Source organism: Pseudoalteromonas sp. BSi20429 (assembly GCF_000238895.1).
Classification (GTDB): domain Bacteria; phylum Pseudomonadota; class Gammaproteobacteria; order Enterobacterales; family Alteromonadaceae; genus Pseudoalteromonas; species Pseudoalteromonas arctica.
Genome location: NZ_BADV01000053.1, coordinates 17,264 through 30,737 on the forward strand (window position 1 = coordinate 17,264; position 13,474 = coordinate 30,737).

12 protein-coding genes are annotated in these 13,474 nt (G+C 37.5%); 9 read left to right on the forward strand and 3 right to left on the reverse strand.

The annotated features are described in order from the left end of the window. Nucleotides 1-198: 198 nt before the first annotated feature. A complete protein-coding gene (locus P20429_RS08565; RefSeq protein ID WP_033026848.1) occupies nucleotides 199-2,568 on the reverse strand; it encodes a GGDEF domain-containing protein in 2,370 nt (789 codons plus the stop codon). A gap of 290 nt (nucleotides 2,569-2,858) precedes the next feature. Here P20429_RS08565 and pyrC point away from each other — a divergent pair, with 290 nt between their 5' ends. From pyrC to P20429_RS08525, 9 genes are all read left to right on the forward strand, one after another. Then, a complete protein-coding gene (pyrC, locus tag P20429_RS08560; RefSeq protein WP_007583861.1) occupies nucleotides 2,859-3,911 on the forward strand; it encodes a dihydroorotase in 1,053 nt (350 codons plus the stop codon). Between the two features lie 440 nt (nucleotides 3,912-4,351). Next, a complete protein-coding gene (locus P20429_RS08555) occupies nucleotides 4,352-4,555 on the forward strand; it encodes a cold-shock protein (protein ID WP_002961702.1) in 204 nt (67 codons plus the stop codon). Between the two features lie 1,090 nt (nucleotides 4,556-5,645). Beyond that, the gene (locus tag P20429_RS08550; protein ID WP_010553386.1) at nucleotides 5,646-6,416 is read left to right on the forward strand and encodes a DUF3450 domain-containing protein; all 771 of its coding nucleotides are present in this window, start codon (nucleotides 5,646-5,648) and stop codon (nucleotides 6,414-6,416) included. Nucleotides 6,417-6,422: 6 nt separating this feature from the next. Next, complete coding sequence (locus P20429_RS08545) at nucleotides 6,423-7,787, forward strand: MotA/TolQ/ExbB proton channel family protein (protein WP_007583865.1); 1,365 nt, start codon at nucleotides 6,423-6,425, stop codon at nucleotides 7,785-7,787. After that, complete coding sequence (locus P20429_RS19560; protein WP_002961709.1) at nucleotides 7,787-8,311, forward strand: MotA/TolQ/ExbB proton channel family protein; 525 nt, start codon at nucleotides 7,787-7,789, stop codon at nucleotides 8,309-8,311. The genes P20429_RS08545 and P20429_RS19560 overlap by 1 nt, the downstream gene beginning before the upstream one ends. Before the next feature lie 14 nt (nucleotides 8,312-8,325). Continuing rightward, nucleotides 8,326-8,730: a biopolymer transporter ExbD gene (locus P20429_RS08540; protein WP_007583867.1), complete on the forward strand. Its 405-nt coding sequence runs from the start codon at nucleotides 8,326-8,328 to the stop codon at nucleotides 8,728-8,730. Beyond that, on the forward strand, nucleotides 8,730-9,347 hold the full coding sequence (locus tag P20429_RS08535) for an energy transducer TonB (protein WP_007583869.1): 618 nt from the start codon (nucleotides 8,730-8,732) through the stop codon (nucleotides 9,345-9,347). The genes P20429_RS08540 and P20429_RS08535 overlap by 1 nt, the downstream gene beginning before the upstream one ends. A gap of 11 nt (nucleotides 9,348-9,358) precedes the next feature. Then, nucleotides 9,359-10,618 carry a tetratricopeptide repeat protein gene (locus P20429_RS08530; protein ID WP_007583871.1) on the forward strand — a complete coding sequence of 420 codons (1,260 nt, stop codon included), beginning with the start codon at nucleotides 9,359-9,361 and terminating at the stop codon, nucleotides 10,616-10,618. Between the two features lie 61 nt (nucleotides 10,619-10,679). Further along, nucleotides 10,680-11,723: a hypothetical protein gene (locus tag P20429_RS08525; RefSeq protein ID WP_007583873.1), complete on the forward strand. Its 1,044-nt coding sequence runs from the start codon at nucleotides 10,680-10,682 to the stop codon at nucleotides 11,721-11,723. A gap of 16 nt (nucleotides 11,724-11,739) precedes the next feature. On the opposite strand, the gene P20429_RS08520 is transcribed toward P20429_RS08525, so the two are convergent. Together P20429_RS08520 and P20429_RS08515 are read right to left on the reverse strand one after the other, a co-directional pair. After that, nucleotides 11,740-12,066: a TraR/DksA C4-type zinc finger protein gene (locus P20429_RS08520; RefSeq protein ID WP_007583875.1), complete on the reverse strand. Its 327-nt coding sequence runs from the start codon at nucleotides 12,064-12,066 to the stop codon at nucleotides 11,740-11,742. A gap of 61 nt (nucleotides 12,067-12,127) precedes the next feature. Continuing rightward, nucleotides 12,128-13,108, reverse strand: a complete 981-nt coding sequence (locus P20429_RS08515) for a tRNA-dihydrouridine synthase (protein ID WP_007583877.1) — start codon at nucleotides 13,106-13,108, stop codon at nucleotides 12,128-12,130. Between the last annotated feature and the right edge of the window lie 366 nt (nucleotides 13,109-13,474).

The following is a 13,474-nucleotide window of genomic DNA, read 5'->3' on the forward strand; positions in this document are numbered from 1 at the left end:
GTTGTGTTTTAAGTATATCGATTGCGGTGTGCTTCACCTCAGTGTGAATTTTGACTATATAAATAACTGTGTGGGGGGGAATGGTTACTTTAGGTTGTGGTTTAAAAACTAAAGTCATTTTGCTTTTTAGCTTTAGTTTAGGTTAATGGATGAGTATATACGTAATACTTAAGCCAGCGACCTACTCGCTGGCTCTTTTTATAAGGGCTTATTAATAAGTAATATGGCTTCTTTGGCTGTGACCGGTTTTGACTTTAAAAAACCTTGGCCATAGTCGCACGCGGTGGATTGTAAAATGGCTAATTGTTCAAGTGTTTCTATCCCTTCAGCAACAACCTCAAGTTTTAATGATTGCGCAAGTGATAAAATGGCTTCAACAAGTGGGTTGGTGGAATCTTGTAGGTGGTCAATAAAGCTTTTATCTATTTTTAAAATATGAATAGGCAGTTGGTGCAAGTAGCCCAGTGCTGAATAACCCGTTCCAAAATCGTCAAGGCACAATTTTACTTTTAAAGGTGAAAGACCTTCTATTATTTGAGTGGCGAGTTCTAGATTTTCTATTAAGCCTGATTCGGTAATTTCTAAACATAAAGAACCCAGAGGTAATTGGTATTTATTATAAATAGAATGTATTTGCGCTACAAAATCGAGGCTTGCAAAATGTCGTGACGATACATTAACCGTTACTTTCAAAAAGCGATGACCTTGCTGGTGCCAATTAGAAATCTGCTGAGCGGCTAAATCAAGTAAATGTAAATCAAGATTTATAATTTGCCCTGTAGTTTCAGCTATCGGTATAAAGTCATTAGGTGGTACAAATCCTTTTTTTGGATGATGCCAGCGCACAAGTGCTTCAAATCCGATAACTTCACTTGTGGTAATTGTAAAAATTGGCTGAAAATAGAGTTCAAATTCATTGTGTTCTATACCGTGTTGCAAGTCGTTTTCGATATCGGCATGGGTTTTAAGTTTTTTACGCATCGTGTTATTAAAAAACTTAACTTGTCCACGCCCGGTGGATTTTGCTTCATACATAGCAGCATCAGCTTGTTGCAGTAATATATAAGCTTTATCGTTTATGTTGTCGGTATAGGCAATACCAATACTAGTAGAAGCTTGAAGTAAGTGGCTATCTACATTAAGAGGTTTTGATAATGCGCTTTTAATTCTGTTTAAAGCTTCATTAACTTGGTTTTTATGTGTGATATTTTCCATGAAAATAGCAAACTCATCACCGCCTAAACGAGCAAATGTATCCGTGCTTCGTACTGTACTTTTAATTAAGTCGCATATTTTTATAAGAAAATGGTCTCCGACTTCATGCCCTAGCGAATCATTTATACTTTTAAAACGATCAAAATCTAGATACAGCAGGGCATGGCTAGTACTTTTTTTAGCACGCGTTAAACGTAAAATAGCATGCTTTATTCTCTCAATGAGTAATGAGCGGTTAGCAAGGCCGGTAAGCTCGTCATGCAATGCTTTATGTTCGAGCTCTTGTCGGGCTAGTTGTCTATCAATTGCCATACTTATTTGGCGACTTACGTAAGTTAGAAGAGCGCTGTCGTGTTCGTTGTATTGCAGTGTTTTATCGTAGCTTTGTACAACAATAACACCGCTTATACGATCACTTGTTTTAAATGGAACACCCAACCAAGACTCTGATTGTCGACCTACCATTTTAAAATCACCGTTATCAATATGACTTTGAAAGGCATCTTTATTGAGTAATAAGGTTTGCTCTGTTTGCAGTAGGTAATATGAAGCAGTGTCTTTTAGCTGTTCTTTAGATATTTTTTGATGTGTTTTAGTGTTTATGCCTTCTTCAACTATATAAACAAGGTCAAGTATATCTACTTTTTTGTCATATAAAGCGATAAAAAAGTTATCAGCAGGAAGTAAGTTATTGATAATTGAATGCAAGGCTTCAAAGAAGGTATCTAAGTCGTTAGCTTTGTAGGTTAGGTTAGCTATTTGTAATAAGCTATTTTCTAATTTTTGTGCGTTGTTAAGTTGCTCAACTGTTTTTTGTAAGTTATTTACCGTATTTACCTGGTTAATTTTAGCACTGAGTAAGTGGGCAACTGTTGTAAGAATTTCAAGGTGTGCGTTTGTAAAGTAGCCTTTAATAGGGTGCTCACAATCAATAACACCTAAAACTTGTTCTTTATATATAAGAGGGACGCATAGTTCTGATTGGGCAGGGCGCTCATCTGCGATATAACGGCTATCTTTTGTTACATCATCGATAACTACGGCTTTACCAGTAGTTGCAACAGCTCCAGTAATTCCTTCACTAAAACGTATTACTTTACGTTCGGCTTGATATTTGTCTCGGGCGTGAGCAATACCCATCGATGCAACTTGATTTAATGTATAAGCATTGTTATCGGCAAGGTAAATAACGCAATCAACAAATCCTAAACGGTTAACAACGTGCGTTGTAACATACTCAAATAGCTCGTCTAGTGTGTCTAGTTGCAATAAGCTTGATGAAAATTGATTAATAATACTCAGTTGATCAGTTTTTATCTCAAGTGCTCTTGAGGCATTATTTTTGTAAGACATAGGCAATTTATATTATTCTTTTTATTTTTAAATACGTAGCTAAGTTAACCTAATCTTAGATTTTGTACAAAATAAAGCGATGAGTGGTTTTAATTGGCTGTAAATTATTATGACGAATGACTTTAATTAATTGTAAGTAATAACAATGGCTAATCCCAATTGAATTGGAGTATTAAGCTTTAATTACACAACTCGGTAATGTCATCAACATATGCATTATTTTTAATAAAATCTTTACTCGAAAACATCATATGCCTATGATCGGATAAATTCAGCCTTGGAACAAAGTAATGACAAGCAATAATACAAACTCTGTAACAACCCTTACTATCACTCGCCCAGATGACTGGCATGTACATTTACGTGATGGCGACCAGCTAAAGGATACTGTACGAGACATTAGCAGATACATGGGTCGCGCTATTATTATGCCAAACCTTGTTCCGCCGGCAACATGTACTGATACCGCTCTATCTTATCGAGAACGTATTATGGCAGCAGGCCCACAAGGAGCCTTTGAGCCTTTAATGGTACTTTACCTTACTGATAAAACGACACCAGATGAAATAAAGAAAGCAAAAGCAACGGGTAAAATAGTAGCTGCAAAGCTGTATCCTGCGGGCGCTACAACCAATTCTGATTCGGGTGTTACATCAGTCAAAAATATTTACCCGGTTTTAAAAGCAATGCAAGAAGTAGGTATGTTGCTGTTAGTACACGGAGAAGTTACTGATTCATCAATTGATATTTTTGACCGTGAAAAAGTATTTTTAGAGACGATTTTAGGGGATGTGGTAAGTGACTTTCCTGAACTTAAAATTGTACTAGAGCATATTACAACTAAAGATGCAGTAGAGTTTGTAGTTAATGCACCTAGCAATGTAGCAGCAACAATTACAGCTCATCATTTGCTTTATAATCGTAATCATATGTTAGCGGGTGGAATTCGCCCACATTATTACTGTTTGCCAATCCTCAAACGTAACATTCACCAGCAAGCATTAATGGCCGCAGCTATAAGTGGAAATAAAAAGTTTTTCTTAGGAACTGATTCTGCACCACATTACAAAGATAAAAAAGAAGCTGCTTGTGGTTGTGCTGGTGCATATACGGCTCATGCCGCTATTGAGTTATACGCTGAAGCATTCGAAGACGCAGGAGCTTTGGACATGCTTGAAGGATTTGCAAGCCACTTTGGTCCTGACTTTTATGAGTTGCCGCGTAATGCCGATACAATAACATTACAAAGAAAACCATGGGACGTACCTGCAAGTTATACCCTAGGCGACTCTGAAGTTGTGCCTATAAAAGCAGAAGATACTATTGATTGGTCTGTTGAATAGTTAATATTTTATATTTAAATCAAAAGCCGCTTAATTTTTAAAGCGGCTTTTTTGTTTGTATTTTTGATGTTATTGAAGCGTTATTTGACAGTATTGCTGTTGTAGAGGGCTTTTATACGCGTTTATAGCAATATATATTACAATAATACTTTATAGTTTTTGCTTGGAAATTAGTCAGTTAAAGGCGATTTGAAACAAATTTATATTTTTAATAAATAATTCCCAATTAATAGAGCGAAAAAAAATATAATGTGTTAATCTTACCTTGCTTTGAGTTTTTATGTATTGAATTTACGGATATTGTGCTGCGTTTAAGGTTACCGGTTAGGTTATTACTTGTTCCTGTACTGTACCTCCATATTTTTGAGCATTGACTCAGGGAGGATATTGCCATAATAATATGGCTGAATTTTAATTATTGACTTACAGGAAAATTTAGTATGTCGGTTACTGGTAAAGTAAAGTTTTTCAACGAAGCTAAAGGCTTTGGTTTCATTGAACAAGAAAATGGTCCTGACGTGTTTGTACATTTCAGCGCAATCACTGGTTCTGGTTTTCGCACTCTTAGCGAAGGTCAAGCAGTGACATTCAGCATCAAACAAGGTCAAAAAGGCCCTGAAGCTGAGAACGTAGAAGCAGCATAATTTATTATGTGAACTCTAGTTCATCTTGGTGAAGCAGGTCTCTGTTTCACCATAATTCCTCTCTATGTACATAATTAATAAAATCCTTCTTTTTAAATCCTTGAACACAAATTTCATATATTCTTAAATCTTCTATTTTAATACAAACCCAAAATTCAATTATCTGAAATACAATCGAACCACTTTCTATCGCATTTAAAACATCCCTTACAATTTATCCGACTGATCTGATACTTATATACATAAAAATGATGCCAAATAACAATCTGTGTAAATTTTAGTGTAAGTCTTGCTAGTGCAATCAGGTTGAAGTTTTGTACTTTAACTATAAATGGGCAAGGGAACCTCTATAGGCCTCTGATAGTTTATTACGGAAGCGTTAGGCATCATTTATAGTCCATTATTATTAAAGTTGAGCAGCTTTTTGTGATTAACTTTGTTACTAAATAAATTTAACTGTCAAATAGTATTAATGAGCACTCTAAAGCGGTAAATGTAACTCGTCTAATTATCGAAAGCTATTTGGCTATTTCAGGCCTTGCTAAAAGAAACTTATTATTACTATTTATGGGAAACACGTTTTATAAATGGCTTTAGGCATTGCGTGCATAAAGCAAGGTGGGCGGTATTGTAGATTATCCAGTGTTGTTTTTTTGTGCGACAAATGGTTTGTTTTTTCAGATGAAGTGTTATTGGGGAGATAAAATGTGCTGAAATCGTTTAAAAAATAACTTTTGTTATATCTATCTATATTTTTTTTGTTTTTTTTCAGTGCGAATTCAGCTTTGGCTAAATGTTGCAATAATGTTGTTTTATGTCAGTACAATGCGAATAAATACACCCCTCAAAAGGCTTTAATCGAAATATTAAGCAAAAGCTTAGTTGCAATAATGTTAACAGTTGTGTGCTAGTACTTTTGTTTAAGCATTAACTTAGCTATTTATTTGCAGAGATTAGTAAACATCAAGTTGACAGCGCTAATTGCATTTAGCATTATTGGAAGGTTGATATCTATTAAAAGATATCAGGGTTGTTCTCTTCGGAGGATAATTAAATTATAAAAGTAACATTACTTAATTGGTTGGGAACTATGTCTGTTAAAATCAGAAAGAGTCTTGTAGCAACTGCGTTGGTTGGCGCATTTGCATTTGCAAGCAGCAATGTGATTGCAGATCCTTTGAATGACGTGCAAAAAGCAGGTCAACAAATTCAAAAGGCTGCGGTTAAGTCTCAAACTAAAATTGACAATGTATATGGTCAAACTCAGGAGCTAATCGCTGAGTACCGTAGCGTTGTTGATGAGACTGAACTTATGAAAGTGTATAACGATCACGTGTCGCGCTTGGTTGATAGCCAAAACGCGTCTATTGAATCGTTTGATCGTCAAATCGCTACGATTGATAACACGAAACAAAACGTTGTGCCTTTGATGTATCGCATGATCGATACGCTTGAGCAATTCATCAAAGCGGACGTTCCATTTAATCTAGAGACGCGTTTAGGACGTGTTGAAAGACTACGTGAAATCATGGTTTCTGCGTCTGTAACGACGTCTGAAAAATTCCGTCAAGTACTTGAAGCTTACACTATTGAAACAGCATACAGCTCACTTGTATCTGCTTCACAAGGTACACTAGAAGTTGATGGCAAAAGTATTAACGTTGATATCGGTCAGTTAGGTCGTATTACTTACGTTGCTCAGTCTTTTGACTTGAAACATGCTTGGGTGTGGGATAACAACACTAAACAGTGGAAAAAATTAGGTGAAGAATACCTAAAACCTGTTAAAGAAGTTATTCGTATGGCGCGTAAGCAAGCGACATTAGAACTTGTTAAACTACCTATCTTTGGCGCGGAGTAATCAATAATGAAGAAACTATTTAAAGGTTTTGCTGTTGCCGCAGTACTAACTGTTTCTGCAGGTACCGCGTTAAATGCACATGCAAATACTGGAGCTCTAGATAAAATACTTGAGCAAGTAAAGCAAGAGCGTATCTCTGAAGGTAAAATCGATAAGAAACGTGAACAAGAGTTCTTATCAGATCGTGCTGACAAGCAATCTTTACTTAATAAAGCTAAAAGCCAACTTGCTTCTGAGAAGTCTCGTGGTGAAAGCTTAACTAAGCAATATGCACAAAATGAAAACACGTTAGCTGAAAAAGAAGCAGCTCTTCAAAGTGCTCAAGGTACTTTGGGTGAGATGTTTGGTGTTGTACGTCGTGCAGCTCAAGACGCTATCGGTTCTATCGAAGCATCACTAGTTAGTGCTGAGAAACCTGGCCGTGCTGAAATCTTACGTTCATTAGCTGCTGCTAAAGAACTTCCTACAGTTCGCGAACTTGAAGAACTTTGGATTTCACTTCAAACAGAAATGACTGAATCAGCTAAAGTTTCAACTTTTGAAACTGAAGTTGCTGGTCTTGACGGTAACCCGTCAATGAAGAAAGTAACGCGTATCGGTAACTTTAACTTAGTTACAGACGATGGTTACTTAATTTATTCACCAGAAACTAAGTCTATTCAGCCTCTAGGTAAACAGCCTGATAGCTATATTTTAGACGGTATCACTGATCTTGAAAATACATCACCAGATAACTACGCTGGTGTTTATATCGATCCGACTCGTGGTGCTATCTTACGTATCAACACTCAAAAAGCGACACTTATGGAATACTTCCATCAAGGTGGCGTAGTTGGTTATATCATTACAGCTTTACTAGCTTTAGGTATGCTAATTACTCTAATTCGCTTTGTTGACCTTACACTTACTACTAGTAAGATTAAGAGCCAGCTTAAAAATGTTGCTACACCGAATACAAATAACCCACTGGGTCGTATTCTTAAAGTGTACCATGACAACAAGAACCAAGATGTTGAAAACCTTGAGCTTAAACTTGATGAAGCGATTCTACGTGAAACGCCACGCATCGAAGCTGGTATCAACATAATTAAGATTCTTGCTGCAATCGCACCGTTACTAGGTCTACTAGGTACAGTAATCGGTATGATCTTAACGTTCCAAACAATCACATTGTTCGGTACGGGTGATCCGAAGATCATGGCAGGTAACATCTCTCTAGCACTTGTAACTACAGCGCTAGGTCTAATTGCTGCATTACCACTAATTCTACTTCATGCTCTTGTAGCTGGTCGTAGTAAGTCGGTATTACACATCCTTGATGAGCAAAGCGCGGGTATCGTTGCTACTCACGCGGAGAAGGAGAAAGCCTAATGCTAGTCCTGATGGAGATATGGGAATCTATCAGGGATTTTGTTGGCACAGGCGGCCAGGTTTTATACGTGGTCGCGATAGCACTCTTTCTGATGTGGGTTTTAATGATTGAGCGCTATTGGTTTCTACTTGCAGAGTTTCCTCGCACAGCGAAAGAAATTGTAGCAAAGTGGGATGCCCGCCAAGACACTACGTCTTGGTACGCACACAGAATCCGTGAAGCATGGATTTCTGAAGCGTCTGAAAAATTAGATCAGCGTATGTTGTTGATTAAGACATTAGTAGCTGTTTGTCCTTTAATAGGCTTACTTGGTACTGTTACTGGTATGATCTCGGTTTTTGAAACCATGGCCAACCAGGGTACGGGTAATGCACGCTTAATGGCATCAGGTATTTCAATGGCAACAATCCCAACAATGGCTGGAATGGTTGCGGCACTATCTGGAGTATTTTTTAGCTCACGTCTTGAGACAAAAGCTAAAATGGTGAAAGCCAAACTTATTGATAGTATGCCTCATCACTAGAGAGAGAATTAAATATGGCACGTAAACAACGTTTTCGTGAAGAAGAAGAAGCAGCGGTTGATATGACGCCAATGCTTGACATCGTATTTATCATGCTTATTTTCTTTATCGTAACTACATCGTTCGTTAAAGAGGCTGGTATCGAGGTCAATAAACCAAAAGCTGCCCAAGCTACTAAGCAAAAAAATGCTAACATTTTTATTGCTATTCGTAGTAACGGCGAAATCTGGGTTGATAAACAACAAATTGATGTTGAACGTATTTCAGCAAAAATCGAAAGTTTATTAGCAGAACAACCTACTGAAGTTGTGATTATACAAGCTGATAAAGAAGCTAAACACGGCACAGTGGTTAAAGTTATGGACCAGATTAAAGCGACGGGTGACAACCTTAGAATTTCAATAGCTGGAGATCAGTAATGATTCGTTTTCTGTTTTCACTGATTGCAGGTGGGGCAGTTACTTTCGGCTTGTTCTACTTCATGGCCTTCCTCATCTCTGGTGGGGCTGACCGTAATACGGAACAAAAAGAGCAGATCATAGTCGAAATAATGACGAATCCGCCTGAATCTAAGGTGCAGGAGAGGAAGCGTGTACCGCCTCCTCCTCCACCACCGCCAAAGCAGCCGCCTAAACCGCAGCCGCCACAGCCGGAAAATAATAATCCAAACCCTGGTGCTATGTCATTTAATATGGGTAGCATTGATGTTGGTAGTTCAGCTGGTGGACTAAGTGGTCCTGGTGCATTTGGACGAGATGGTGATGCGACACCTATCGTTCGTATAGAACCAAAATATCCAACGCAAGCAGCACGTGATGGCAAAGAAGGTTGGGTACAACTTTCATTCACAATTGATGAGTTAGGTGGAGTAACTGACGTTGAAGTAATTGACGCAGATCCAAAACGTATCTTTGACCGTGAAGCTAAACGCGCATTGCGTAAGTGGAAGTACCGTCCTAAGATCATTGACGGAAAACCACAGAAACAACCAGGTTTACAAGTTCAATTAGACTTTAAACTTAACCAAGGCAACTAAGGAGGCGAGTAATGAGAAATTTTTCTAAAGTAACTGCTCTTGCGATTCTTATGTCTGTGACTGGTGCTACTTTAAGTGCATCTGTTTTAGCGGCGCCAGATTACGCAAAGATTGAAGAGCGTAAAAAAGCAAAAACTAAACTCATGGGCGAGCGCACTGGTAAAAAAGTTAGTAAAGCGTTTGACTTGTACGGTGAAGAAAAAGTTGATGAAGCAATTGTTTTGCTTAGAGAAATTGATCCTTCGAATGACTTTGATAAAGCGATGGTAAATCGTTACCTAGGTAGCATGTACGCGCAAAAAGAAAAGTATGACGAAGCGATTAAGTACTCTAAACAAGCAGTTGCCCCTGATGTTTTAAACTTTGCTGATCAAGAACAAACTCTAAAACTGTTAGGCGATTTATACGCCGGTACTGAAAAGTATCAAGAAGCCAAAAAAGCTTATGTAGCTTGGATGGACTTCACTGGCCAAGAAGATCCTACGGTTTATACACGTATTGCTCAAGCTAACTATCAGTTAGAGCAATTTCGTGATGTTTTTGAACCAGCAGATAAGGCAATTAAACTTCAAAAAGAACCTAATAAAGGTCCTTACCAATTAAAACTGGGTGCATACTTTGAACTTAAAGACTATGCAAACATGGTTAAGATTGGCGAAGAGATTGTTCGTGTATGGCCTGATGATAAAAAAGCTTGGGTTAGCTTAGGTAAATATTACCTACAAACCGAAGACTATCAAAAAGGTTTAGCAACGATGGAAGTTGCTTACAAGAACGGTTACTTTGAAAATGAAGTTGAGTATAAAGTCTTATCTAACTTTTACTCTCTAAACGAGATCCCTTTTAGAGCAGCTGTAACGCTAGAAAAGGCCGTTAAGAGTGAAAAAGTAAAACGTACGAAGCAGAATGTTAACGCGATTGCTAGTAATTATCATCGCTCTAAAGATCTAGAAAAAGCTGCTAAGTACTACGAAGAAGCTGCTAAATTTGATGACGACGCTGAACTTTACCGTAAAGCTGGTTCATTACTTTTACAATCTGAAAAATTCAGTGCTGCTGTTGTTCGTTTGAACAAAGCATTAGAGCTTGGCTCTGATAAAAAAGGTACTATTTATTCAGATTTAGCTGAAGCGTATTACTATCAAGGTAAGTATAAGCAAGCATATGCTGCAATTACTAAAGCTATGGATGACCCTCGCACACGTAAGTTTGCAAAAGGTTGGTCTACATATATTAAAGATAAAGCCGCTCGCAACGGTGTTAAAATTTAATTCTAATTAGCTAAAGCAACTTATAAAAAGCCCCTCTGGGGCTTTTTTTATTGGAACTACTATGTATAAAAAGCTCTCTTTTTCATTACTACTGTGCTTATTTTTAGCTGCATGTTCAAAGCAGCCTCAACCTTATGAGTCATTTGAAGACGCACAAGTTGCTTTAAAAACTTTAAACATGGCACTTGTACAACCAGACGCTAAAAAAATCGATAGGATTACTAAAGAGCAATTGGTCTTTTCTGATGCGTATTTAGTTAAACGTCATACTATTTATCAGAACCTAATGGATATGGAGCTTAATCTCAATCAAATTGCACAAGTAAACTACTTGGTTATTGCAGAGCGCTTTCCTGAGCGCTATTTTAATTGGCCGGCTCAAGTAGACGTATTAAAAAACATGCTTGCTTTTGAGGGTTCAAAAAGTACGCCGGATAATATTATTACTTGGCTTAAGTTAACCCAAGATACGCTAGACAGTGCTAAACAAAGCAATTTAAAGCTGAATAAAATTGAGCTCACACTACTACAAAGCTATGTATTGAGTGCGATAGGTAGTAATGACGTTCAACCAGCGCTTAAGAGTCATATAAGAGCTTTTAGCGATTATTTAACTAGTTATAAGCCTAGAGGTAGTGTTGGTCTGAGAGGCCTGCCAAATGGGTCACAGTGGTATCAGAGCAAACTCAATTACTTTAGTGGCGAAGTACATTCACCGCTAGAGTGGGTTACTATTTTAAATGAAAATATAAAAGTATTAGATCGTGTTGCATTCGATAGTAAATTGTCTATTTCTCATAAAAAATCGTTTTTAGTGCAGTATCTATCGGATGAAAAATTAATTGAAGGGCTTGATTGGCAGGCTGATTATCAAGACTTACCTGCAATGGCGAGCAATATGAACATGTCTGATAAAGATAAAACATTGATGCTTGCAATGATGGAATCAGATATTGGCATTCATTACCATGCGTGGACTTTGCCACAGGCGAAGGTAAACCTTATGAAACGCTTAGAAATCACCCAAGAAGAGGCTCAATATTTAGTTGAAGATATAATACTCTACCCAGGGCAATCATTTAGCTTTATACAACAAATTATATAATGATTTGAAAGTGCGCTTATTGTGCGCACTTTGTACACCGTTGAGTTGCGGGGTCTAGTTCAAGTGATTTGGCTGGTATTTTTTCTTCACAGTCGCAGCAGTAGCCATATTGCCCAATTTCTATTTGGCTGACCGCCGCTTCTAATTTAGTCATGCGACTGATCAAAAACGCATACTCAGGACCTAGCTTCTCTGCTGCACAGTCTAACCATTCATTGTTTGCTGTATTATCTAAAATTTGTATTAAATGCTGATGTGTAGGGTAGGCTGATTTAGAAAGCATAGTTAATATCTTTAATTTAATTTGTGCTATTTCATCGTTTAGTCTTTTTTGATGATGCATTATCAGTACAACCTTATTAAACTGGCTTCACGTTATACTGATATTATCTAGAGGCTTTAGGTTAGCCGTTATGATTTGAATCAAGTTGCGGTGCTTTGGCGTATTTATTTAATACGCTTGCCACATCTTCTTTACTTTTTAAACGCCTGATTTCATCAAATAAATCGATCGCTTGCGGGTATTGGCGTTTAAGGTAACCTAGCCATTGCTTTGTACGAGAAGCAAAATACTTTTCATCTTTTGCAGGGTCTTGATGAATAGCAGAGTGGATTAAGTGATAAATAATATGCTCCCATTGAAGGCCATCATATTGTTCATTATTTACATGAGCTTTAATTTTTTTTGCTAAATCAGGGTGCGAAAGGGCGCCACGACCAAGCATCAAATCAGTACATCCACTTCGTTTTTGGCAAAGCATTGCGTCCTCAACTTGCCAAATTTCACCATTGGCAACAACGGCAATATTTTTATCTTTTATTATTGGTGGAATTTTTTCCCAATAAGCTGGCGGGTTATAACCATCACGTTTGGTTCTGGCGTGTATAGCTACACTATTTGCGCCTGCGCTTACCACAGCATCAACAATTTCTTGGCTGTTACTGTCGTCATCAAAGCCTAAGCGAATTTTTGCACTTACTTCATGTTTATCATCTACAGCATCTCGGACTGCTTTAATAATCGTATACATGTGGTCAGGATCTTTAAGCAGTACAGCCCCCCCTCGACTACGATTAACGGTTTTTGCTGGGCAACCAAAGTTAAGGTCGACCCCATGAGATCCTAAAGCAATTGCTCTTACTGCATTTTCGGCTAACGGATTTGCTTCTTGGCCGAGTAATTGAACACGCACAGGAGTACCTGCTCGCGTAAATCCATTATTATGTAGTTCAGGGCAAAATCGATGAAAAACTTTATCAGGTAAGCATGTTTCAACCACTCTTACAAACTCGGTAACGCACAAATCGAACCCACCAATGTCTGTGAGTAATTGGCGCATTTTAAAATCAACGACACCTTCCATAGGTGCTAAAACAAGTTTCATAAGGTGATTAATTTTGATAAAAAACTGGACGCATAGTTTACCTGTAAATCACACATTGATAAATCTGTAATTACCAACCATATTTAATGTAGAAACCGCAAAAGTAAATATTATGAAAATAAATGAAAGTTTTTATTCTTGTACAGGTCTACTTAAGCATACAAGCAATTTAAAATACATTTTTATTGCTGAGATTTACAATACTTGATTAAAGAGAGTCACAAAATGAATACAGTTAAAAAAAATACAATCGCGTTAACTTTAGGTGCAGTAGTTGTTGGCTCTGCAAGCTTTGTATCTGCAGATGTACAAGCCAACCCATTTGAGTTTCAACAATTAGTGACAGGTTACCAACTAGACGCTAAA